The organism is Streptomyces sp. NPDC026092 (genome assembly GCF_040638605.1).
GTDB lineage: Bacteria > Actinomycetota > Actinomycetes > Streptomycetales > Streptomycetaceae > Streptomyces.
The window spans coordinates 91,698-115,172 of the sequence record NZ_JBEZYN010000012.1 but is presented as its reverse complement, the minus strand read 5'-3'; the positions used below and the strand labels follow the sequence as shown (position 1 = coordinate 115,172).

Here is a 23,475-nt window from a genome sequence, read left to right as displayed (position 1 = left end):
TTTCGGGAGGAGTGGGTCCGAGGTCGAGCGTAATGCCACGAACTAGAAGGGGAGGTTGCTCGCGTCTCGCGTGCCGATCGGCCACACCTCGACGGCAAGCTTCGCGAGGTCGGCCTGGCGCTCCTCGATGCCTCGGGTGCGCCAGCCATCGCCATCGGCGTCCCAGAGGCGACTGATTCCGGTTTCCTGAGTGATGAGGAAGGAAGACGAGCTGTACGCCTCGACCTTCTCGGGATATGCCTTGTTGGAGGCTACGCGGTTCTTCCTTCCGTGGAGCAGGGTCTGGTTTCCGATCCTGTTCACCCATGCTGCATGGTCGTTGAGACGGTAGTCCGCCTCCGGCGACTGCGGATATACGTGCTCCACGTGGACCGTGTTCGTACCTGCCACCATGACGTCGTCCACGCCGTCGCGCTGACGGAGGAACTGCTCGATCGCGGTGAGCAGGTAACGTGCCTGCGTGCTCCGCGGGATCTGAGTCTTCTCAAAGTCAGCTTGGAACGATGCGTCGTCGGGAGTCCAATTGACGATCTGCTCGAAGGCACTCGACACGGTGGTGCCGGAGCTGACCTGCTTGGCCAGGTCGAACAGCTTTTCTTCAAGCAGAGTTGACTCACGCCGGCCGACGACCGTCCAGCGCACGTAGTAGCTGAGGAGCGCCTGGGTGATTTTCGCGACCTGACTGTACTCCGACCTCGCCGATACAGCGAGAAGGAGAGGGTATACGGCGTCGGCCCCAAGGGTCTTGACCTCGTCCAGAAGGCTGTCCAGAGTTTCCAGCCCTGTCCCGGACGTGATCAACTCGATGTACCTTCGGGATGCGTTCTGGAGTTCGGCGGCAAAGGTCCGCACCTCGTACCGCGGAAGCTCTGCATCGAAGCGGTGGGTGAGCTCTCGCCTGATCGTGGTGTACAGGCTGTGCGACCGCACGTCACCGTGCCCCGCGACCCAGAAATGGCGCAAGAACTTCTCTATGTCCTCCCGGCGCTCGAAGCCGTCGAGGAGTGACCGCCAAGCAGTGTTAACGCGTGCCTTCTCGTCGTCGCCGCGACTCTTCTCCATAAGGAAGTTCCGGACGAGATCGACGGTGGACAGGTCTTTTCCGCGAGAGTTGATCGTTTCAAAGACCTCGTTGGCGTCGCTCGAGGTCGGCGTCTGTACCTCGACGAAGACGAGCCCCTTCACCAGGCAATCCCTGAGCTCCTCAAGCCAGTCGATCCGCTCGTCATCGGAGGGTATGGATCCCAGGGATGTAGATATGTGCCCTTCGAATATCGAGTACGCGTCCTGGATGAGTTTATGTGAGGGGCGTGACGGGATCTCGGTCTGGGAAATCTTCCCGGTGGCTTCATTCCAGTCCTGAATGAAGTCCTTGAAGAAGTCCCGATCGAAAAGGGAGAGAGTTAGAAAGTATTGTGGTTGAGAATGCCGACCATCCTTGCGGGCGATGTAGTCCCGCTGGATGTTATTCGCCATCACTCGCGCCTCTGTTGAGGCCATGATTCCAAGCGTGTCTCTAATGGTGGCAATCAGGATGGTCGACGTGGTAAGGCGCTGCTGGCCGTCCAGGAGGGATCGGCTGGTAATTTTATCGTCAGTGATGGTGACGATAGGGCCGATGAAATACTCTGATGACGCCTTCGTTCCCGTTCGGCGCGCGCGCATAAACTTCTGAATGTCGGCCCAGTAGGTGTCGACCTCACGCTTTCCCCAAGCGTATTGGCGCTGACTGTCATCCGGTACTTCGACCGGAGGGTTGTTGGCGCCTATGAGTTGCCCAAGGGTCTGGCGGGCGGCGTGCTTGATGATGGCCATGGGCTATCCTCCCCGAGTTTCTCACGAGAATAGCGTCCGACGCGCATCTTTGCGTGAATTCTTCGGATTCAGGCTCCATGGGTGAGCGAGTTCAGGGTGAAATGGTGGTTATTGTCCATCTGTCCGGTATGTCGAGAGGGTTGCCCTTGGGTTCGCGGATCGTTCGTCAAGGTTCGTCGGCTTCGTCTGATAACTTCTTTGGTTACTGACGCCCAGGTTGCAAGGTGGGGGAATGGGGAATACGGCTTCGGTTACGAGCCCGCACGGCTTGTACGAGATTCTGTCGCGGGTGTGGGGTTCCGGTGCCCAGAATTTCCGCGATGGATGGGTTTCAGTGCTCGGAGCGGAGTGGGGCTCCGCCGAGTTTGCTCGACGGCATGCCGAGGTCGGTGTCCTGCTCTCGGAGACGATTGAGCAGGTCCATGCGCTGCCGGAGGCCCAGAGGGCCAGGTATTCCCGCTACTTTCCCCAATGGTGGACCGCCGTGATGCAGCCGGATCTGAGCTGGACTGACAGAGGGCGTCCAGCGAGCGTGTTGGTGGGACAGGAGACGCTTGATCATCTGGCGTCGGCCGCCGACCTGCTGGAGACCGCGATGCGCGGCACTAGTGCCGCGCCGAGTGGGGGCAACCTGGAAGAGCTCACGGAGAGTTGTCGCTCATGGCTCGAGATCCTCGCCGATACCTCAGACTCTGAGCTTCCTGCCGCTCTCAAGAACGAGATTTCCGCCCAGATCACGCACCTTCTCTGGCTCATTGAGCACGCTGAGCTCTTCGGGGTGGCGAGGGTCTCGCGCGAAACCAGTCACGTGCTGGGCTCCCTCACCCAAGCATCGACGATGCTGGCGGGTGTCGACCCGCAAGCTGGCGGTAGATGGAAGAGGGCGTTCCTGGGTCTCGTCACTGCGTCAGTCGTGTTCACGGCAGGCGCAACGCAGGTGCAGACTGCGATCGAGGCCGGCACTGGAGTGGTCAAGGAGATCACTCAAGTCGTGGATGGCATCGCCAACTCCGCAGAGTGAGCGGAGCCCCGCCTCCATCATCGTTTGAGGTTCTGCCGTGATGGAGGCGGCTCGACTCCGTGTCAGCCGGCTGCGATGGCTGAGTAGGTCATGACGTCGGCGGGGAGCTCGTGCCTGAGCTTCCAGGTGATACCCATCGGCTTGCTGCCCTTGTGTTCGACGTAGTCGGCTGGGCCAAGGAGCATCCATGGTTGGGGTCCGCCTATGTCTGTCTTCTTGTAGCGGCGGACGAAGAGGAGGACGTGGGAGTCGTTCTCCCTGTGGGTCTGGTAGCGGATGCCTGTGGGGGACGTTTCCGATGTCTGGTTCTGGGACTCCCAGTGGAAGAGGCTGTCGTTCAGCGCGTAGTCCCGGAAGCGGGTCTGTGGGGAGAAGTCCTTCTCATCCTTCTCCAGCGTGATCAGCAGCGCGTCCGTCTGGATGTCCTCGCACCACCTCACTCCCTCGCGGAAGTGGCCCGGCATGAAGCCGCCGATGAACGACTGGCCCAGAGCGGGGAGGATTTCTTCCCGGCTGTACGCGGCATGGACCGTCAGCGGGAGGTCGGCGAGGGGGCCGAGGAGCGGGATGGGGACGTGGTCGGTGCGGTCAAGGACATGCGCAAGCACCTGGCGCACTTCGTCGCGGAATGCGTGCTGGGGGCGCAGGGAGTCCATTGCATCCTGGTAGCTGGTGAATCCACCCAGAGGCCACAGCGAGAAGTAGAACATGCGGGCGTAGGCGCGCTCGATCTCGTTGAGTTCGCTGTAGGGAGGGGCATCGTCGGCAAGGAGCTTCGTGTAGGCCTCGACCCGTCGAGGGTCGTCGACATGGAGGAATGCCGAGACGCGCTTGAGGAGCGCTTCCTCGCCTTCGGGGCCGGCGCTGGGGAGCAAGCCCGAGCGGCGTAGCAAGCCAGTCCATGAGTTGCCGTTGCCGCGGTAGATCTCCTTGAGCTCTCGTCCGCTCTCCCCCAGATAGTCCGACAGCCGGGACTCGCCGTACCGGCTCACTTCCCGAGCGAGCTGCGTGACGTTGACGCTGATCTGGCTGCGGATGTTGTCCATGATCAGGTCCTTGGCCTTGGACTCAAGGACGATCTGGCAGCCAGACGGAAGCTGGGGGAAGTCATGCTCGATGTTGGCGAGCAGGCGGTTGCGCGTCAGGTTGGTCAGGGCGCGGAACTGCTCCTCGAAGCGGAATTCCTTACGGTGCTGGCCGATGAAGTCGAGGACGGTGAGTACCGCCTTGCCTTCGCTGCGACGCAGCCCACGGCCCAGCTGCTGCAAGAAGACCGTGGCACTTGATGTCGGACGCAGCAGAAGGAGTGTGTCGACGTCCGGGATGTCCAAGCCCTCATTGAAGAGGTCGACGGAGAAGATTACTTGAATCTCCCCCGAGCTAAGCGCAGCGAGCGCGTCTCTGCGCTCGTCTCGCGGCGACTCCCCAGAGAGGGCCACGGCCTTGATGCCGGCGCGGCAGAAGAAGTCAGCCATAAAGTGGGCATGAGTGACTGAGACGCAGAAGCCGAGGGCACGCATGGACCCTGGGTCCGTGACCTTGTCCATCACTGCCTGGACGACGAGTCGGGCGCGTGCGTCGTTGCCGGTGAACAGGTTGCTCAGGGCTGAGGCGTCGTACGCCCCGCGCTTCCAGGTGATGGCACTCATGTCGGTGTTGTCGGTGACACCGAAGTAGTGGAACGGGCTCAGCAGGTCGTTCTCCAGCGCCTCCCACAGACGCATCTCCGCCGCGATGCGTCCGTCGAAGAACTCATCCTGGACGTTGCGGCCGTCCATCCGCTCCGGCGTGGCCGTGAGGCCGAGGAGCTCGCGGGGCGTGAAATGGTCGATGATCTTCCGGTAGGTGGGGGAGACCCCGTGGTGGAATTCGTCGATGACGATGACGTCGAAGTGGTCAGGGGCGAACCGTTCGAGAGCGCCAGCGTTGAGCGACTGAACACTCGCGAAGACGTGCTTCCACTCCTCCGGGACGATGCTGCTGTGCATCTCTTCGCCGAAGTTGGCATCCACCAGGACGTCTTGGTACGTCCGTAGTGACTGGCGGAGGATCTCCTGCCGGTGAGCGACAAAGAGCAGCCTGAGGTCGCTCCCGTGCTTCGCCCTCAGATGCTTGTAGTCGAGCGCGGCCATGACGGTCTTGCCGGTGCCCGTGGCGGCAACGAGCAGATTGCGGTGGCGGCCATGGACTTCGCGTTCCACTTCGAGGCGTTCCAACATGTCCCGCTGGTGGGGATAAGGCCGCACTTCGAGCCCCGAGAGCGTGATGTGGCGTCCTGCGGCGTTGTTGGGGCCGCGGCCGGCGATCTGGAGGGCTTCGTCGAGGCGCCTCGAGTCGTGGTCGGGGTCGTACGGCTCGAATGCCGCATCGCTCCAGTAGGAGTCGAACGTGGCTTCAAACTTGCGGAGCACATCCGGGGTGGCGATGGATGACAGGCGGACGTTCCACTCCAGGCCGTCGAGGAGGGCGGCCTTGGACAGATTGGAGCTGCCCACGTAGGCGGTGTCGTAGCCGCTGTTTCGTCGGAAGAGCCACGCCTTTGCATGGAGTCGAGTAGAGCGCAGCTCGTAGTTGACCTTCACCTGGGCGTTGAACCTCTGGACGAGACGGTCCAGTGCTCTGCGCTCAGTGGCACCGATGTAGGTCGTGGTGATGACCCGGATCGGAACGCCCCTTGCGTGTGCCGCTTCGAGGGACTGCTCGATGACTCGCAGACCGTGCCACTTGACGAACGCACAGAGAAGGTCGACCCGGTCGGCTGTGGCGAGCTCAGCTCGGAGCTCAAAGCCCAGGCTCGGGTCATCGGGGGAGTTGGTGATGAGTGCGGTCTCGGAGAGTGGAGTCGCAGGCCTGATCTTGTAGACGCCCTTGGCCTCTTGCTCGGCGATGGCGAGGAGCTGGCGGGGGCCGTCGGACACGAGGTCGACCCACTCTCGAGCGCCCTCGATGCTGTTCATCGATTCGAGGATGTGGTTGGCAGCGTGAACGCGCTCAGCCTCGGGCAGGCGCTCCAGGATGCGCCGCGTCGTGTCCGCGACGTGCCGCGCGATGACATGGGGCGCCGACTCGGCTCCTATGGCGGCGTCGATCGCATGCCAGCCCTGATCTGTCAGACCCTTCAGCTGGTGCTCGAGACGCAGCGTGATGAGCTGCTCGTAGAGCCCCGAGATCGGCTCGTTGGTATTGATCGGACCAGCCACTGTTGTCCCCTCCCCGTTCAGACCTCAGTGATATCAGGCGTCACAGAGAAGCCAATCGCAACGCTGGCATGGCAGGTCAAGATCAGGCCATGGCCTTACGGACTGCTTCCGTGAGGAGGTCGACCGGCGGTCACTCCGCCCCGTGGCACTCCCCATAAGTCCGCCCCGACCCGCACCAGCACCCCGCCCCCCGCGCCGGCGGCCAAGCCGTTGCTCGGCCTCGGGCCGCCAGGGTCGTGGCGTACTGGGGGAGGAGGTCTGCGTTTGCGGGGGAGGAGGATTCGGAGGCGGCGAAGGCTTCGTAGGAGGGGACCGTGGCCGGGACGATGCCCAGGTTGGGGGTGCCGGCCGCGGACAGTTCGCGGAGGGAGGCCTCGAGGTCCGTGAGGTGGGCGCGGTACGTGGGGTACTCGGATTCCAGCTCCGGGTACGACGTCAGGAGCTCGTCCAGTTCCGCTTCCGGCCAGTGGAGGACCGCCACCGGGAACGGGCGGGAGAGGGCCGTTCTGTAGGAGCCCAGTTCGCTGCGGAGGCGGGTGATCTCCGCCTGGAGTTCCGCCGGGTCCGACGAGCCCAGCGACCACAGGCGCTTCGGGTCGTGGAGCTCGTCCAGCGGGACCGCCGCCCTGTGCAGGGTGTCCGCCAGCGTGTCCCAGTCGTCGTGCGGGAGCGCCAGCATCCGGCGGATCCTGTGGCGGGTCACCAGGAGGGATTGGGTGGCGTGGGGGAGGTCCTGGTCTGAAGCCTTGCCGGTCAGGAGCGTGGCGGCCTGCGTCGCCGTCTCTTCCGCCAGTTCCAGTTCGTCGTGGGCCTCCAGCGTCTCCGCCATGATCTCCCACGGCCCCGCCTCCGCGGGCATCGCCGTACGGAGGCCCTCGATGATCGCCCTCGCCTCCGCCTCGTGGCCGTACTCCCACAGGTTCGCCGCCTTCAGTGAGCGGATCAGGTGGGGGTTCCTCGGAGACTCCGCGAGCAGGGAGTCGTACAGCGTCGTCGCCCTTGTGCGGTCGCCCGCCAGTTCCAGGTGGGCCGCCGCCTGGAGAAGCAGGGCTTCCTGGTCCTCGGGGTACCGCGCGGCGGTGCGCAGCAGGCGCTCGGCTTCGGTGGCGTGGTCGGCAGGCATGTCGGGGCGCATGCCGACCACCGTACTGCTGTACGGCCCTGGAGAGTTGGCGCCCCAGCACCTATCGTGCCCCGCGTGCGGGCCAGGGTGCGGGACAGAGTGCCGGTCGTCGTCCAGACGCGCGGGGTGCGGAGCACACCCGCCCGCCTGCTGTGGGCCGGCGCCGAAGCCGTCGTCACCTGCGGGGTTGTTCTTCTTCTGCTTGTTATTCACCAGCTCTGGTGGACCAATCAGCAGGCCCGCGCCGAAGCCGGCGAGCAGGTGCGCGTGCTTGAGCGGGAGTTCGAGAGGGGGGGTGGGGGAGAGGCTGAAGTTGGGGAGGGTGAAGCGGCGCCCTCGGTTTCGGCTTCGGCATCGGCTTCTCCTTCCGCCCTTCCCTCTTCTGCGGCCTCCGGCTCCGGGCCCTCCTCGGCCCCTCCCGACCCTCCGGCCAAACCCGCCTACGCCATCATCCGCATCCCCCGCATCGGCCTCACCGCCCCCGTCGCCCGTGGCGTCTCCAAGCGGTCCGTCCTCGATCGTGGGTACGTCGGGCACTACCCGAACACCGCCGGCCCCGGCCAGACCGGCAACTTCGCCCTCGCCGGGCACCGCAACACCCACGGCGAGCCCTTCCGGTACATCAACCGGCTCCGACCCGGAGATCGCATTCAGGTGCAGACCCGCGACACCGCGTACGAGTACGTCGTCGATCGGGTGCTCGCCCAGACCTCGCCCCGCGACACCGGCGTCATCCAGGCCGTGCCCCGCTCCCTCGTCAAGCCCTCCTACGGCTACTCCGAGCCCGGCGCCTACCTGACCCTCACCACCTGCACCCCCGAATTCAGCTCCGCCTATCGGCTCGTCGTGTGGGCCAAGCGTGTATAACGGTCAGTACGATTGGGTCACTGGCTGAGGAAGGAGTGAAGGTGGGGACAGCACTGCTGCGCATCGCCGCTCCCGTTTTCTTCCTCCTTGCCCTCGGTGAGCTCTTCCTCTCCGACGGCTCCAGCCTCTCCGCCGCCGTCGCCCTCGCCGCGACCAGCGTCGTCTGCGCCCTCATCGGCGCCCAGGCTCCCGCGCCCGTGCCCCCCACCCGGGTACGCACCGCCCTGCGCGATCGTGAGCAACGCACCGCCTTCCTGCCCCAGCGCGACCCCGACGCCTCCGGGCGCCGTCGGCCCCGGGCACCCGGACGTCTCCTTCCGGCGGCCGCGTAGGCATCAGGAGTACTGCGTCAGCAGTACCGCCTCTGTAGTTGTGCGAGTACTGCGTCAGCAGTGCCCCCTCCTCGTCCTGCGCGGACTCGTCATGCCGATCCCTTTCCTCATCCCGGCACGACTGGCCCCCGGAGGGTCCCCATGTCCGTTTTCGCCACCCTGGTCGAGCGTCTCGCCGACCTGCTCCAGCCGCTCTTCGCCACCACCGCGACCGCCGCCGCCATCGTCCTGTTCACCATGGTCGTCCGGCTCGCCATCCACCCGCTCTCCCGCGCCGCCGCCCGCGGCCAGAAGGCCCGCGTCCGGCTCGCCCCGCAACTCGCCGAGCTGCGCGCCAAGCACTCGAAGAACCCCGAGCGGCTCAAGAAGGCCGTCATGGAGCTGCACGCCAAGGAGAAGGTCTCGCCCTTCGCCGGCTGCCTGCCGAGCCTCCTCCAGGCGCCCGCGTTCCTGCTCATGTACCACCTGTTCTCCGGCGACCGCATGGCCGGGCACAGCCTCTTCGCCGCCCCGCTCGGCGACCACTACGCCGACGCCCTGGGCGGCGGTGGGGTTTTTGGTCCTGCCGGGGTCGTCTACCTCGTGCTCTTCGCGATCGTCGCCGCAGTGGCCACGTTCAACTACCGGCGTACGAAGCGGCAGCTCGCCGCCCAGCCGCTGAACACCGGCCTTCCGGACACGCCCGGCGCCGAGACCATCAACAAGCTGATGCCACTGCTCTCGTTCGCCACCCTCATCACGGTCGCCGTCGTCCCGCTCGCCGCCGCCCTCTACGTCGTCACGAGCACCACCTGGACCGTCTTCGAGCGGGCCCTCCTCTACCGCGACCAGCCCGCCGTGGGGGTCCTTGCTACTCGCGCGTAAGGGTCCAGTCCGTGAACGGGGTCTTGCAGAGTGGTCCGAACTCTTGGAGGATCGACCAACCTCCGATGGCCGCAACCCATCGGCCGGGTGTCACGAGGGCCGCACTTCTGGCCCGACCCGACCAAGGGAGAAGACCATGAAGCTGCTGCGAGTCGGCCCGGTGGGTGCCGAGCGGCCCGCCCTGCTCGACGAGGACGGCACGCTGCGCGACCTGTCCGCCCTGGTCGGCGATGTCGACGGCGGCCTGCTTGCCGACGGGGCCGCCCTCGACCGGATCCGCGCCGCCCTCGCCGCCGGCGTGCTGCCCGCGCTCGACGCGACCGGTCTGCGGATCGGCGCGCCGGTCGGCCGGATCGGCAAGGTCGTGTGCATCGGGCTGAACTACCACGGCCACGCCGCCGAGACCGGAGCCGCGACCCCGACCGAGCCCGTCGTCTTCCTCAAGGCCCCCGACACCGTCGTCGGCCCGGACGACACCGTGCTCGTACCGCGCCGCAGCACCAAGACGGACTGGGAGGTCGAGCTCGCCATCGTCATCGGCCGCACGGCCCGCTACCTGGAGAGCGACGAGCAGGCCCTCGCCCACGTCGCCGGCTACGCCGTCGCGCACGACGTCTCCGAGCGCGAGTTCCAGATCGAGCGCGGCGGCACCTGGGACAAGGGCAAGAACTGCGAGACCTTCAACCCGCTCGGCCCCTGGCTCGTCACCGCCGACGAGGTCCCCGACCCGCAGGCCCTCGGCCTGCGGCTCTGGGTCAACGGCGAGCTGAAGCAGGACGGCCACACCTCCGACCAGATCTTCCCGGTCGCGGAGGTCGTCCGGTACGTCAGCCAGTTCATGACCCTGTACCCCGGCGACATCATCAACACCGGCACCCCGGCCGGCGTCGCCATGGGGCAGCCCGAGCCCAAGCCGTACCTGCGGGCCGGTGACGTCGTGGAGCTGGAGATCGACGGGCTCGGGCGTCAGCGGCAGGAGCTCAAGGACGCCTAGTTCCGAGCCTCGCCATGCCTCCGTGTGCCCCCGCAAGGGGGCACACGCGTTCTCAGGCGTCCACCGCGTACGACGTCAGCAGGCGTTCCAGCGCCTCCACCACCATCGCGTGGTCCTCCGCCTGCGGCAGCCCCGACACCGTGACCGAGCCGATCACCCCCGCGCCCACGACCGCGACCGGGAACGAACCGCCGTGCGCGGCGTACCGGTCGGGGTCCAGGCGCGAGGACGCCTCGAACGTCGTCCCCTTGGCCCGGAAGCGGGCGCCGACCAGGAACGAGCTCTCGCCGTACCGCTCCACCACCCGGCGCTTGCGGTCGATCCAGGCGTCGTTGTCCGCGCTCGAACCCGGCAGCGCGCAGTGGAACAGCTGCTGCGCACCGCGCCGGATGTCGATCGCCACCGGCGCCTCTCGCTCGCGCGCCAGCTCGACGAGAAGGGAGCCGAGCGCCCACGCGTCCTCGTACGTGAAGCGGGGGAGGACCAGGTTCCGTTCCTGCGCCTCCAGTTCGGGGATCTCGCTCGCGGAGTTCACAGCGTCACCGTGATTCCCTCGCGGGCCGAACGGCGAGCCGCCTCCAGCACGTCCAGGGCGGCCGCGGCCTCGTGGGCCGTGACCGGGTTCGTACCTCTGCCCCGGACCGCGGCGGCGACGGCCGCGTAGTACGCCGGGTAGTCGCCAGGCGCCGACTCCACCGGCAGGCCGCCGCCGGTCAGCGGGGACTCGCCGGCGCCGAGGCGGCCCCACAGCGACTCCGGCTCCACGCCCCACGCCACGCCGGGCCCGGGGAGCAGCCCCTCGCGCAGGTCGCCCTCCTGGGGGTCGAGGCCGTACTTCACGTACCCGGCGCTGGACCCCAGGACGCGGAAGCGGGGGCCGAGCTGGGCCGTCGTGGCGCTCACGTACAGGTGGGAGCGGACGCCGTTGGCGTGCGTGATCGCGAGGAACGTGTCGTCGTCCGCCTCGGCGCCGGGGCGCCGCACGTCGGACTCGGCGTACACCCGGACGGCCGGGCCGAACAGCACCAGCGCCTGGTCGACGACGTGGCTGCCGAGGTCGTACAGCAGACCGCCGATCTCCTCCGGGGCCCCGGACTCGCGCCAGCCGCCCTTGAGCTGCGGTCGCCAGCGCTCGAACCGGGACTCGAAGCGCTGGACCTCGCCCAGCGCGCCCTCCGCGAGCAGGCCGCGCAGAGTCAGGAAGTCGCTGTCCCAGCGGCGGTTCTGGAAGACCGAGAGGAGCAGGCCCCGCTCCTCGGCGAGGGCGGCGAGCTCGCGCGCCTCCGCGGCCGTACCGGCGACCGGCTTGTCCACGACCACCGGGAGGTCGGCGGTGAGCGCGGCGGTGGCGATCGGCACGTGCGTCTTGTTGGGGGAGGCGACGACGATCAGATCGAGTTCGTCCGCCCGCGCCCACAGCTCCTCGGGGGCGTCCGCGATCCGTACGCCGGGGTACGCGGCCCGGGCCTGCGCCTGGCGCTCGGGGTTGCTCGTCGTGACCGTGTCGAGGACGAGGCCCTCGGTGGCGGCGATCAGCGGGGCGTGGAAGACGGAGCCCGCCAGGCCGTAGCCGACGAGTCCGACGCGGAGGGGGGCGGTGTCGGTCATGCTCCCACTTAAGCAACGCTGTTGCCAAAGTGCAAGTGACAGGGACAATGGGGTGGTGAACGTGGTGAACAGGGAAGTCAGGCGTGCGCTGTCGGACGCCGGAGTCAATCTGCCCGGCCTGCGCAGCCACAACGCGGCCCTCCTCCTCGACCTGCTGCGGACCGCGGGCGAGGCCGGCATCAGCCGCCTGGAGCTGGCCGAACGGACCGGGCTCACCCCGCAGGCCGTCAGCAAGATCACGGCGCGGCTGCGCGCGGAAGGGCTGGTACGGGAGGCGGGTCAGCGCGCCTCCACCGGCGGCAAGCCCCGTACGGTCCTGCGGCTCGTCCCCTCCGCCGCGTACGCCGTCGGCGTCCACCTCGACCGCGACGAACTGACCGCCGTCCTGGTGGACCTGGCGGGGGTACGGGTCGCGGTACGACGCACCCCGCTGGACCTGGGCGCGGGCGCGGAGGCCGTGTTCGAGGTGGTGGCGCGGGAGGTGGGGGCGGTGGCGGGTGCGGCCCCGGGTGGTGTGCCGGGTGCGCCGGGTGACGTCGGGGCGGTGGGCGGTGCCCACGATCGCGGCTCCGACTCGGACCTCCCCGACGACGAACCCGCCGTTCTCGGGCTCGGCGTCGCCATGCCCGGGCCGCTCGACCACCTCTCCGGTACGCCCGGGCGCGTCACCGGGTTTCCCGAGTGGGAGGGCGTTCCGCTCCGGGAGGAGCTCGCGCGGCGGCTCGGGCTGCCCGTCGCCCTCGACAAGGACACCAACGCCGCCGCCCTCGGCCTCGCCCTGCGCTCCACCGCCCCCACCGCCGACTCGTTCGCGTACCTCCACCTCGGTACGGGGCTCGGCTCCGGGCTCGTTCTCGGCGGCGCCCTCCACCGGGGGGCGAGAACCGGGGCGGGGGAGTTCGGGCACCAGACCGTCCTGCTCGACGGGCCGCCCTGCGGCTGCGGCGGGCGCGGCTGCCTGGAGGTCCTCTGCCTGGCCGCCGTCGCGCGCGGTGACGTGCCGGAGGCGGCGCGGGTCCTCGGTACGGGTGCCGTGAATCTCGTACGGCTCCTCGACATCGACCGGGTCGTGCTCGGGGGCCGGGTGGTGGCCGGGGACCCCGAGGCGTTCGTGGGCGGCGTCCGCGCGGTCCTCGCCGGGGCGGGCCTGGGCACACCGGTCTCCGGTGCCACGTCTCCGTACGCCGTCGCGGAGGGCGCCGCGCAGCTGATCCTCGCTCCGATCTTCGGAAAATAGGCTGATCGGGCGGAATGTGCGGCCCGTCCGGGCGGGCGCCCCGCGTCGCTGCCCGGCGACACCCCGCCCGTGTGGCAGCGTCGCGGCCGTCCCGTACGCCCGCGAGCAGCAAAGGCACCCGCCCATGCGACTGCGCAACGCCCTCGCCCTCGGTGTCACGGCGGCGACGACCGGAACCTCCGTCCTCGCGCTCGCCGTCGGCCCGTCCTCGGCGGAGCCCGCGACGCCGAACCGGGCGGCGGCCCCGGCCCCCACCTGCGGCAAGGCGACGGACCGCGACTTCCCGATCGACACCCGAATCCACGGCGGGCCCGGCACGTACGTCCCCGGTGCCGGCTTCCGTACCTTCGAGGTCGACCTCACCAACACCACCACCGAGCCCTGCCACGGCGTCCACCCGGTCCTGGCCCTCACCGACCGCGACCGCGTCCTCCAACCCGCCCAGATCCGCCTCGACTTCTACGACTCCGAGGCACGGCGCTGGCGTCCGGTGACGTTCGAGGGGACGGAGGAGGACGAGAACGTCGGAGTCTTCGCGGAGGCGCCGAGCGCCGCAGCCGCCAGCCCCTCGGCCACCGGCCCGGCAGCCACATCCCCCTCTGAGACCGCCGCCGTCCTCCCGCCCTTCGCCGGCTTCTCCGTCCCCGCCGGCCGCACCCTCACCGTCGACGTACGGCTCGCCTTCCGTGACGGCACCGCGCCCAACGAGGTCGTGGCCAACGCGGCGATCGTGCAGCGCCGGGGGGACGACGGCGACTGGATCGGCGAGTCCGGCGGCTACCGCCTGACCATCGCCGCCGAGGGGACGGAGGAGGACACGGAGTCCGCCCCCGCCGAGTCCGCCCCGCCGCGCGGCGACGGCACCGGCCTCCCGCGCCCGCCCGCCGCCGTCCCCGACCCCGCCCGGCCCGAACTCGCCCAGACCGCCGACGAGTCGACCGGCCTCCTGCTCCCCGTCTCCGGTGCGCTGCTGGTCGCGGGCGTGGCCCTGCTCGTCGCGGCCCGACGTGAACGGCGTGGACGGACCTGAGTCCGCCCCGCCGCGCCACCCTCCGTACACCCTCCCGTTCATTCCCATCTGCGAGCATCCCTCAGTGGACTACCCGAACGACCAGGCACCTGGCGCACCCATCCGCTCCGGCATCCCCGAGCACGGCCGCATCCCCAAGTACTACGCGGTGAAGGCGAAAGTCGCCTCGCTGATAGACGAGTTGGGCGAGGGCGGGCTCCTGCCCACCGAGCGGGACCTCGCCGTCCGCTACGAGGTCTCCCGGGAGACCGTCCGGCAGGCCCTGCGCGAGCTGCTCCTCGAAGGGCGGCTGCGCCGCCAGGGACGCGGGACCGTGGTCGCCGGGCCGAAGCTGGAGCAGCCGCTCTCGCTCGCCAGCTACACCGAAGGCGTACGACGGCAGGGGCGCACCCCCGGCCGTACCCTCATCACCCTCGACCACTTCCCCTGCCCCGAGGCCCTCGCGCCCGAGATCGGGGTCCAACGGGGCGAGCCCGTCTGGCACATGGAGCGCGTGCTGCTCGCCGACGACGAGCGGGTCGGTCTGGAGAGCACGTACGTGTCGGTGGCCCGGGCGCCGCGTCTGGACAGCGAGTTCGACCCGGACTCCTCCTTCTACCGCTACCTGCGCGAGCAGCTCGGCATCACCTTCGGCGACGCCGACGAGCGGATCGAGACGGTGCTCGCCACGCCCCGCGAGGCTCTGCTCATCGGCACCCCGCCCGCGCTGCCGATGCTGCTCATCCACCGGATCTCGCGGGACACCTCGGGCAGCCCGCTGGAGCGCGTCCGCACCCTCTACCGGGGTGATCGCTTCAGCTTCACCGCGCACCTCGGCCACCAGGGCTGACCGACCGACGTGCCGGACCGGGTCTCGACGAGAGTCCCGTAAGATCACAGAAAGGTAACGGGTCTAGGCCAACCTTGTCGCCCCGTTCACCGTCCCGTTGCCATCCGGATCGTTCCGGGTCACCAACCCCCAGGACCGTGAACGGCATGAAGGTGATCGTCGTAGGAGCCGGCGTGGTGGGAACCATGCACGCCTGGCACGCAGTGGAACGCGGCCACGAGGTCGTACACATCGAGCGCGAGGCCGAGGCGCGCGGGGCCTCGCTCCGCAACTTCGGCCAGATATGGGTGAGCGGCCGCGCGGGCGGAGAGGAGCTGGACACCGCGCTGCGCGCCCGCGAACTCTGGGAGGGCATCGGCGCCCGCGTCCCCGAGCTCGGCTTCCGGGCCATCGGCTCGCTCACCCCGGTGCGGGGCGACCTCGAACTGGCCGTCGCCGAGGCCGCCCTGGCCCGGCCCGACGCGGCGGCGCGCGGCTACAAGCTGCTCACCGCCGAGGAGGCGCGCCAGATCAACCCGGCCCTGCGCGGCGCGTTTGAAAAGGGAGGGGCCAAGGCCGCGCTGTTCTGCGAGCGCGACGCGGCCGTCGAGCCGCGCACCGCCCAACTCGCGCTCCGCAAGGCCCTGCTGGCCTCCGGGAAGTACACCTTCCTGCCGAACCGCGAGGTCCGGGACGTCTCCGGCGCCGAGGGCATGCGCAACGCAGCCGTCCGCGACGACCGCGGCGAGATCCACACCGGCGACGCCGTCGTCCTCGCCACCGGCGCCGCGCTCAGCGGCCTGGTCCGCGAGATCGCCGGCAACATCCCGGTCCGCAAGGTCCGCCTGCAGATGATGCAGACCGACCCGCTCGGCGAGCCGCTGACGACCTCCGTCGCCGACGCCGACTCCTTCCGCTACTACCCGGCGTACAAGTCCGAGGCCCTGGACACCCTCAACGCGGGCCAGGCCCAGGACCCGACCGCCGCCGCGCACAAGATGCAGCTCCTGATGGTGCAGCGGCTCGACGGCGGACTGACCATCGGCGACACGCACGAGTACGAGCACCCCTTCGCCTTCGACACCCTCGAAGACCCCTACGAGCACCTCGTCCGCGTCGTCGAGTCCTTCCTCGGCCGCCCGCTGCCGAAGATCCGGCGCCGCTGGGCGGGCGTGTACGCGCAGTGCACCGACACCACCCGGGTCGTGCACCGCCAGCAGGTCCGCGAGGGCGTGTGGCTGGTGACCGGACCCGGCGGCCGCGGCATGACCTGCTCGCCCGCCATCGCCGAAACGACCGCGAACGAACTGGGCTGGTGAACACCATGACCGACATCCACAAGCACCACCTCGTCGTCCTCGACATGGCCGGCACCACCGTCGCCGACGGCGGTCTCGTCGAGCGGGCGTTCAGCGCCGCCGCCGAGCGCCTCGGCGAGGACCCGGCCACGATGATCGACTACGTCCGCGCCACGATGGGCGAGTCCAAGATCTCCGTCTTCCGCCACCTCTTCGGCGGCGACGAGACCCGCGCCCAGCAGGCCAACGTCGCCTTCGAGGAGGCGTACGGAGAGCTGGTCGCCGGCGGCCTGATCGCGCCGATCCCGGGCGCCGCCGAGGCGATCGACGAGCTGAAGGGCCAGGGCCGTACCGTCGTCCTGACCACCGGCTTCGCCCGGGTCACCCAGGACGCCATCCTGGACGCCCTCGGCTGGCGCGACCTGGTCGAGCTGACCCTCTGCCCGGCCGACGCGGGCGGCCGGGGCCGGCCCTACCCGGACATGGTCCTCGGCGCCTTCCTCCGTACCGCGGCCGTCGACGACGTCCGGCACATCGCGGTCGCGGGCGACACCTCGTACGACATGCTCAGCGGTGTCCGCTCGGGCGCCGGGATCGTCGCGGGCGTGCTCACGGGCGCGCACGACGAGGCCGCGCTGAAGGAGCACGGCGCCACGCACGTCCTCGGGTCGGTCGCCGACCTGCCGGCGGCGATAGCCGCTGCGGAGGCGGACCGGTGACGGCGCCCGCCCCAGTCACCACGGCGCGCGGCCCGGCCACCACGGCGACCGCCCTTCGCAGCGGCATCCGGTTCGACTCCGTCTCCGTCGCGTACGGGAACCACACCGTCCTCGACTCGCTCGACCTGACCGTCGAGCCCGGCGAGGTCATGGCTCTCCTCGGCCCCTCCGGCTCCGGCAAGACCACCGCCCTGCGCGCCGTGGCCGGGTTCGTGCAGCCGGTCTCCGGGCGGGTGTTCATCGGCGACCGTGACGTCACCGCCCTCCCGCCGCACAAGCGCGGGATCGGGATGGTCGTCCAGCAGTACGCCCTCTTCCCGCACATGCGCGTCGAGGACAACGTGGCCTTCGGCCTGAAGGCGCAGAAGGCGCCGAAGGCCGACATCCCCGGCCGGGTCGCCGAGGCCCTGGAGATGACCGGGATGGCCGCCTACGCGAAGCGCTACCCGCGCGAGCTGTCCGGCGGCCAGCAGCAGCGCGTCGCCATCGCCCGCGCGCTCGCCATCCGGCCGAACGTCCTGCTCCTCGACGAGCCGCTCTCCGCGCTCGACGCGCAGCTGCGCTCCGGGATGCTCGCCGAACTGGCGCGTCTGCACCGCGAGTTGCCGGACGTCTCCATCCTGTACGTCACCCACGACCAGGTCGAGGCGCTGACCCTCGCGGACCGGATCGCGGTCATGGACAAGGCCCGGCTGCAGGACTGCGGTACGCCGCAGGACCTGTACCGCCGTCCTCGTACGGAGTTCACCGCGTCCTTCGTCGGCAACGCGAACCTGCTGCCGGTGACGGTGGGGGCGGGCGGGGTGATGTTCGGCGGCACCCAGCTGGAGGTCGCCACCGACGGCATCGCGCCGGGCGCCGGCGCCACGCTCTGCGTGCGGCCGCACCTCGTCGGCCTCGGCGACGGGCCGAACGCGCTGCGGGGGCGGATCGCGGAGGTGCAGTGGCGGGGGTCCACGCACCGCTTGTACGTCGATGTCGACGGGCAGCGCGTCAAGGCGGACGTGCGGGAGCTGCGGGAGACTCCCGCCCTTGGTGACGAGGTCACGCTGCACTTCGCGCCCGAGGACGGGGTGCTGCTGGGGGCCGGGGTGTCCGATGGGTGACCCGTCCGCACGGGCCATGACCGCTGAGCGGCGTCGTGGCGGGGCACCGGGGGCGGAGGCGCCCGCAGAGGCGCCGTCCGTTGTGCCCACCCTCCCCCGGACTCCGTCCGGGGGGACCCCCACCGCCCCGGCGGAACGCATGCCCACAACGATCTTGTGGGCACTGCCGCCCGTCGCCGTTCTGGCTCTCGTCTTTCTCTACCCGCTCGCCCTCGTCGTCCAGGAGTCGCTCGCGCCCGGTGCGTACGCCGACGTGTTCGCGTCCGAGGGGTTCCGGGACGCGCTCGGTACGACCGTGTGGCTCGCTGTCGGGTCGACCGTCGGGTGTCTGGTCCTCGGGTTCGTGCTCGCGCTGATCATCGCGTTCGTACCGTTCCCCGGTGGGAAGGCGGTGTCGAAGTTCATCGACGTCTTCCTCTCCTTCCCGTCCTTCCTGATCACCCTCGCCCTGCTCTTCCTCTACGGCACGGTCGGCATCGGCAACGGCCTGTGGACGGATCTCACGGGCGCCGAGACCGGGCCCTTCCAGTTCCTGACCACGCCGTGGGGTGTCCTCCTCGCCGAGATCACGTACTTCACGCCCTTCGTGATGCGCCCCCTGCTCGCCGCGTTCTCGCAGATGGAGACCGCGCAGCTGGAGGTCGCCTCCTCGCTCGGGGCGAAGCCGCTGCGGATCATCCGGCAGGTCATCCTGCCCGAGGCGCTGCCCGCGCTCGCCGCCGGCGGCAGCCTCGTCCTGGTCATGTGCCTCAACGAGTTCGGGATCGTGCTCTTCACGGGCGCCAAGGGCGTCACGACGCTCCCGATGCTCGTCTACGGCAAGGCCATCCTCGAATCCGACTACGCCGCCGCCTGTGTCGTCGCCGTCGTCAACGTCGCGATCTCCGTGGGCCTCTACGGCCTCTACCGGGTGGTGAGCCGCCGTGTTGGTGCATAGCCGTACGGGCAAGTGGACGACCTGGGCCCTCTTCGCGGTCCTCTTCGTCCCGCTCTTCGCCCTCCCGCTCCTGGTGATCCTCGCCGCGTCGTTCTCCACCAACTGGTCCGGGGCCTTCCCCTCCGGGCCGACCGCGGAGCACTACACGGCCGCTGTGCGCGGCGAGTCGCTGCAGGCGCTGACGACCAGCCTGGTCACCGCCGTCACCGCGAGCCTGCTCGCGCTGACCATCGGCACCTGGGCGGCCCTGGTGGCCAACTCCCTGCGAAAGAACGGCCGTCGGTTCCTCGACGCGCTGTTCATGCTGCCGGTCGCCGTGCCCTCGGTCGTCGTCGGTCTCGCCGTCCTGGTCGCCTTCTCGCAGCCGCCGGTGCTGCTGAACGGAACGCGCTGGATCGTGATCCTCGCGCACACCATTCTTGTCACGGCGTTTGCCTATCAGTCGGTTTCGGCGGCCATCCTCCGTCTCGACCCGATGTACGAGCAGGCGGCGGCGAGCCTCGGTGCCCGTCCCGCGTACGTCCTGCTCCGGGTGAAGCTGCCGCTCCTGCTGCCGTCCCTGAACGCGGCGGCCGGGCTCTGCTTCGCCCTGTCCATGGGCGAGTTGAGCGCCACGATGATGCTCTACCCGCCGGACTGGCTGCCGCTCCCGGTGCTGATCTTCACCGCGACCGACCGTGGCTCCCTCTTCACCGGCTCGGCGCTCGCCGTGGTCCTCATGGCCACGACCCTGATCGTCCTGCTCGCCGTCTCCCGTATCCGTACCAAGGCGTCCTACCGATAAGCGCCTGCCGCAAGCACCCACCGCTGAGCGTCACCACCGCCAAGTCCCCCAGGAGAGAACGACGTTATGCGTACCTCGTCCAAGCTCGTCAAGCCGATCGCCGCCGTCACCGGCAGCCTCGCCCTCGCCGCCACCCTCACCGCCTGCGGTGGTTCCTCCGCCGCCTCCGACGAGAAGGTCGTCACCGTCTACAGCGCGGACGGCCTCAAGGGGGAGAAGGGCGACGGCTGGTACGACAAGGTCTTCGCCGACTTCGAGAAGGCGACCGGCATCAAGGTCAAGTACGTCGAGGGCGGTTCCGGCGAGATGGTGCAGCGCGCCGTCCGCGAGAAGAACAACACGCAGGCCGATGTCATCGTGACCCTGCCGCCCTTCATCCAGCAGGCCGACTCCAAGGGGCTGCTCCAGGCGTACACCCCGAAGGGCGCCGAGCAGGTCGACGGCGCGAACAAGGCCGCCGACGGCAAGTGGACCTCGGTCGTCAACAACTACTTCGGCTTCATCTACAACAAGCAGCAGCTCAAGGAGGCCCCCACGACCTGGGAGGAGCTCCTCGACGGCAAGTTCAAGAACAAGCTGCAGTACTCCACCCCCGGTGTCGCGGGTGACGGCACGGCCGTCGTCATCAAGGCGATGAACGACTTCGGCGGCCAGGAGCCGGCGATGGAGTACCTGAAGAAGCTGCAGGCCAACAACGTCGGCCCGTCCTCCTCCACCTCCAAGCTCGCCCCCAAGGTCGACAAGGGCGAGATCCTCGTCGCCAACGGCGACGTCCAGATGAACTTCGCGCAGTCCAAGTCCATGCCGAACCTCGGCATCTGGTTCCCGGCCAAGGAGGGCGGCAAGCCCACCACGTTCGCCCTGCCGTACGCCGCCGGCCTGGTGAACAAGGCCCCGCACACCGAGAACGGCAAGAAGCTGCTCGACTTCATGCTCGGCGAGCAGGCCCAGCGCGAGGTCAGCGCGGTCGGCGGCGGCTTCCCGGCCCGCAAGGACGTCAAGGCGACCGACGCCAACGCCATCGAGCTGGCGAAGCTGATCGAGGGCGTCGAGGTCTTCGAGCCGGACTGGGCGGACATCGACAAGAACCTGACCACGTACGTCGACGCGTGGAAGACGGCCACCGGTAGCTGACACCGGCAGCTCATCGCGGGCTTCCAAGAGTTCACTTCACCACCCCTGGAACACCTCCGTTCATCGCGGAAAGATAACGGGTACGGACCAACGCCCCTGAGGGATCAGGGGCGTTGGCGCGTCCTCGCCCCTTTCCTACGGAGGATCCGAGATGCCGATCAACGGCATGTCCACCGGCCTTTCCACCGGCCTTTCCACCACCCCGTCCCGCCGCACCGTCCTCGCCGCGGCCGGCGCCACCGCCGCCCTCGCTGCCGCGGGCACCGCCCTCGCACCCGCCGCCCACGCGGCCCCCACCGCGGCCCCCACGCTCCCGAACGGCATCAGCAAGGACAAGGTGCTCGTCGTCGGCATGGACGGACTGCGGTACGACCGGATCGACGCCGCCAACGCGCCGACGCTGAAGTCCCTGATCGCGAACGGCACGTACGGCCTGTCGCTGCTCTACGCCAACCCGATGGCCGCCACCTCCTCCGGCCCCGGCTGGTCGACCATCTCCACCGGTGTCTGGCCCGACAAGCACGGCGTGAAGGACAACTCCTTCACCGGCAAGAACTACGCCAAGTACCCCGGATTCCTGGCCCGCCTGAACCAGGTCCGCCCCGACCTCTCGCTCTTCGCGGCCGTCGACTGGCCCGAGCTCGACACGCACGGCACGGTCACCCCCGGCGCCGACGCCAAGCTGGTCTACAACAACAACTACGCCGTCAACGACAAGATCATCACCGACGCCACCGAGGACATCCTCCGGAACCAGAACCCGGACGTCCTCTTCGTCTACTTCGGCGAGACCGACGAGATGGGCCACTCCTACGGCGCCGCCAGCCAGAAGTACCTCGACGCCATCGCCGTCCAGGACGGCTACCTCGGCCGCCTCCTCGCCGCGATCAAGGCCCGCCCCTCCTACGCCACCGAGCGGTGGACGATCATGGTCACCACCGACCACGGCCACACCGACGGCGGCGGCCACGGCGGCTCCGCGATCGAGGAGCGCCGTACGTTCGTCCTCGCGCAGGGCCCCGGCATCGCGGCCGGCGCGCGCCCCATCGACACCCGGCTCGTGGACGTCGCCGCGACCGTCTTCCACCAGCTCGGCATCGTGCCCGACCCCGCGTGGGGCCTGGACGGCAAGCCGATCCAGCAGCGCTCCACCGACCCCTTCGACGCGCTGCACTCCACCCTCACCGGGCGGGTCGACGAGACCGGCATCCCGGCCGGCGTCCTCGGCTTCACCCACACCGCGCCCAGCGGCTGGTCCGTCATCAACAACGCCATGGGCACCGGCGGCATGACCGAGTGGCGCGGCTGGGCCTTCGCCACCGACGAGTTCTGGTCCCGCACCCAGCGCGACCAGTCCCGCGAGCTGAACGTACGCGCCCGCGGCGTCTTCGCCGTCGCCGACTCCGACGAGTGGTCCGACAAGTCCTTCTCCGGTACGTACGACTCGACGCTGGTCTCCCCGGCGTACAACGTCTCCGGCAAGACGCGGGCGACCCTCGACTTCACCACCTTCTACCGCCAGGAGGGCAGCCAGACCGCCCAGGTCCAGGCGGTCTTCAACGGCGGCACGCCGACGGTCGTCAAGAGCTACGCCTCCGACGTCATCTCGCAGCCGCAGTCCCTCACCGTGAACGTCCCCTCTGGCTCGTCCTCCGTGAGCTTCCGCTTCCGCTACACCGGCTCCAACAACTGGTACTGGGTGATCGACGGGGTCAAGGTCTCCACATCCTGATTAGGCTGGGGGCGTCGCCACAGCGCTGTCGCGGCGCCCCCAGCACACCGCACGATTTCTGTACGGCAGGAGTCCCCGCACATGGCAGAGCGCAAGCCGATCGAATCCTGGCTCACCGACATGGACGGCGTCCTCATCCACGAGGGCGTGCCGATCCCCGGCGCCGACGCGTTCATCAAGAAGCTGCGGGAAACCGAGAAGCCCTTCCTGGTACTCACCAACAACTCCATCTACACCGCCCGCGACCTGCACGCCCGCCTCGCGCGCATGGGCCTCCAGGTGCCGGTGGAGAACATCTGGACCTCGGCGCTCGCGACCGCCAAGTTCCTCGACGACCAGCGCCCCGGCGGCACCGCCTACGTCATCGGCGAGGCGGGCCTGACCACCGCGCTGCACGACATCGGCTACGTCCTCACCGACCACGACCCCGACTACGTGGTCCTCGGCGAGACCCGGACGTACTCCTTCGAGGCCATGACCAAGGCCGTCCGGCTCATCAACGCCGGCGCCCGCTTCATCTGCACCAACCCCGACGAGACCGGCCCCTCCCTGGAGGGCCCGCTGCCGGCCACCGGCTCCGTCGCCGCGCTCATCACGAAGGCCACCGGCAAGGACCCGTACTTCGCGGGCAAGCCGAACCCGCTGATGATGCGCACCGGCCTGAACGCGATCGGCGCCCACTCCGAGACCAGCGCCATGATCGGCGACCGGATGGACACCGACATCCTGGCCGGCCTGGAAGCGGGGATGCAGACCTTCCTCGTCCTCACCGGACTGACGACCCAGGCGGAGATCGACCGCTTCCCCTTCCGCCCCTCCAAGATCGTCGACTCGATCGCCGACCTCGTGGACCGGGTGTAGCCGCC

21 protein-coding genes are annotated in these 23,475 nt (G+C 69.1%); 16 read left to right on the top strand and 5 right to left on the bottom strand.

Going from position 1 to position 23,475, the window contains the following annotated elements:
• Positions 1–42: 42 nt before the first annotated feature.
• Positions 43–1,815 (bottom strand): DUF262 domain-containing protein, encoded by a 1,773-nt coding sequence (locus AB0F56_RS20945; RefSeq protein ID WP_362011736.1) that lies wholly within the window; start codon positions 1,813–1,815, stop codon positions 43–45.
• Between the two features lie 268 nt (positions 1,816–2,083).
• Here AB0F56_RS20945 and AB0F56_RS20940 point away from each other — a divergent pair, with 268 nt between their 5' ends.
• The gene (locus tag AB0F56_RS20940; RefSeq protein WP_362011733.1) at positions 2,084–2,836 is read left to right on the top strand and encodes a hypothetical protein; all 753 of its coding nucleotides are present in this window, start codon (positions 2,084–2,086) and stop codon (positions 2,834–2,836) included.
• Positions 2,837–2,898: 62 nt separating this feature from the next.
• Here the strand turns inward: AB0F56_RS20940 and AB0F56_RS20935 are convergent, their stop codons facing one another.
• Positions 2,899–6,036, bottom strand: a complete 3,138-nt coding sequence (locus AB0F56_RS20935) for a DUF3427 domain-containing protein (RefSeq protein ID WP_362011731.1) — start codon at positions 6,034–6,036, stop codon at positions 2,899–2,901.
• A 130-nt stretch (positions 6,037–6,166) separates the two neighbouring features.
• Positions 6,167–7,171, bottom strand: coding sequence for an SEC-C domain-containing protein (locus AB0F56_RS20930; protein WP_362011729.1), 1,005 nt, complete (start codon positions 7,169–7,171; stop codon positions 6,167–6,169).
• 63 nt (positions 7,172–7,234) lie between these two features.
• On the opposite strand from AB0F56_RS20930, the gene AB0F56_RS20925 reads away from it, so the two are divergent.
• The 4 genes from AB0F56_RS20925 to AB0F56_RS20910 all read left to right on the top strand — a co-directional run bounded on the left by AB0F56_RS20925 (position 7,235) and on the right by AB0F56_RS20910 (position 10,216).
• The gene (locus tag AB0F56_RS20925) at positions 7,235–8,026 is read left to right on the top strand and encodes a class E sortase (RefSeq protein WP_362011727.1); all 792 of its coding nucleotides are present in this window, start codon (positions 7,235–7,237) and stop codon (positions 8,024–8,026) included.
• Positions 8,027–8,061: 35 nt separating this feature from the next.
• Positions 8,062–8,358 carry a DUF6412 domain-containing protein gene (locus AB0F56_RS20920; protein WP_362011725.1) on the top strand — a complete coding sequence of 99 codons (297 nt, stop codon included), beginning with the start codon at positions 8,062–8,064 and terminating at the stop codon, positions 8,356–8,358.
• Between the two features lie 141 nt (positions 8,359–8,499).
• Positions 8,500–9,222 carry a YidC/Oxa1 family membrane protein insertase gene (locus AB0F56_RS20915; RefSeq protein ID WP_362011722.1) on the top strand — a complete coding sequence of 241 codons (723 nt, stop codon included), beginning with the start codon at positions 8,500–8,502 and terminating at the stop codon, positions 9,220–9,222.
• A gap of 136 nt (positions 9,223–9,358) precedes the next feature.
• Complete coding sequence (locus tag AB0F56_RS20910; RefSeq protein WP_362011720.1) at positions 9,359–10,216, top strand: fumarylacetoacetate hydrolase family protein; 858 nt, start codon at positions 9,359–9,361, stop codon at positions 10,214–10,216.
• 52 nt (positions 10,217–10,268) lie between these two features.
• On the opposite strand, the gene AB0F56_RS20905 is transcribed toward AB0F56_RS20910, so the two are convergent.
• Both AB0F56_RS20905 and AB0F56_RS20900 read right to left on the bottom strand, forming a co-directional pair.
• A complete protein-coding gene (locus AB0F56_RS20905) occupies positions 10,269–10,751 on the bottom strand; it encodes a heme-degrading domain-containing protein (protein WP_362011718.1) in 483 nt (160 codons plus the stop codon).
• Entirely contained in the window at positions 10,748–11,824 is a 1,077-nt protein-coding gene (locus tag AB0F56_RS20900) for a Gfo/Idh/MocA family oxidoreductase (protein ID WP_362011716.1), read from the bottom strand. Before AB0F56_RS20900 ends, AB0F56_RS20905 begins: the two co-directional genes overlap by 4 nt.
• 55 nt (positions 11,825–11,879) lie before the next feature.
• Between AB0F56_RS20900 and AB0F56_RS20895 the strand changes: the two genes are divergently transcribed.
• The 11 genes from AB0F56_RS20895 to AB0F56_RS20845 all read left to right on the top strand — a co-directional run bounded on the left by AB0F56_RS20895 (position 11,880) and on the right by AB0F56_RS20845 (position 23,470).
• Entirely contained in the window at positions 11,880–13,061 is a 1,182-nt protein-coding gene (locus AB0F56_RS20895) for an ROK family transcriptional regulator (RefSeq protein WP_362011714.1), read from the top strand.
• 124 nt (positions 13,062–13,185) lie between these two features.
• Positions 13,186–14,091: a hypothetical protein gene (locus AB0F56_RS20890; protein WP_362011711.1), complete on the top strand. Its 906-nt coding sequence runs from the start codon at positions 13,186–13,188 to the stop codon at positions 14,089–14,091.
• 64 nt (positions 14,092–14,155) lie between these two features.
• Positions 14,156–14,920: a GntR family transcriptional regulator gene (locus AB0F56_RS20885; protein WP_362011708.1), complete on the top strand. Its 765-nt coding sequence runs from the start codon at positions 14,156–14,158 to the stop codon at positions 14,918–14,920.
• Positions 14,921–15,066: 146 nt separating this feature from the next.
• Complete coding sequence (locus AB0F56_RS20880; protein WP_362011705.1) at positions 15,067–16,218, top strand: TIGR03364 family FAD-dependent oxidoreductase; 1,152 nt, start codon at positions 15,067–15,069, stop codon at positions 16,216–16,218.
• Positions 16,219–16,223: 5 nt separating this feature from the next.
• Positions 16,224–16,916 (top strand): phosphonatase-like hydrolase, encoded by a 693-nt coding sequence (locus tag AB0F56_RS20875; protein WP_362011703.1) that lies wholly within the window; start codon positions 16,224–16,226, stop codon positions 16,914–16,916.
• 65 nt (positions 16,917–16,981) lie between these two features.
• Positions 16,982–18,022 (top strand): ABC transporter ATP-binding protein, encoded by a 1,041-nt coding sequence (locus AB0F56_RS20870; protein ID WP_362011991.1) that lies wholly within the window; start codon positions 16,982–16,984, stop codon positions 18,020–18,022.
• A gap of 139 nt (positions 18,023–18,161) precedes the next feature.
• Entirely contained in the window at positions 18,162–18,959 is a 798-nt protein-coding gene (locus AB0F56_RS20865; protein ID WP_362011700.1) for a 2-aminoethylphosphonate ABC transporter permease subunit, read from the top strand.
• Complete coding sequence (locus tag AB0F56_RS20860) at positions 18,946–19,743, top strand: ABC transporter permease subunit (RefSeq protein WP_362011698.1); 798 nt, start codon at positions 18,946–18,948, stop codon at positions 19,741–19,743. Before AB0F56_RS20865 ends, AB0F56_RS20860 begins: the two co-directional genes overlap by 14 nt.
• Positions 19,744–19,809: 66 nt before the next feature.
• Positions 19,810–20,877 carry a 2-aminoethylphosphonate ABC transporter substrate-binding protein gene (locus AB0F56_RS20855; RefSeq protein ID WP_362011695.1) on the top strand — a complete coding sequence of 356 codons (1,068 nt, stop codon included), beginning with the start codon at positions 19,810–19,812 and terminating at the stop codon, positions 20,875–20,877.
• Between the two features lie 151 nt (positions 20,878–21,028).
• Complete coding sequence (locus AB0F56_RS20850; protein WP_362011692.1) at positions 21,029–22,609, top strand: alkaline phosphatase family protein; 1,581 nt, start codon at positions 21,029–21,031, stop codon at positions 22,607–22,609.
• An 81-nt stretch (positions 22,610–22,690) separates the two neighbouring features.
• Positions 22,691–23,470, top strand: a complete 780-nt coding sequence (locus AB0F56_RS20845; RefSeq protein WP_362011690.1) for an HAD-IIA family hydrolase — start codon at positions 22,691–22,693, stop codon at positions 23,468–23,470.
• Positions 23,471–23,475 lie beyond the last annotated feature (5 nt).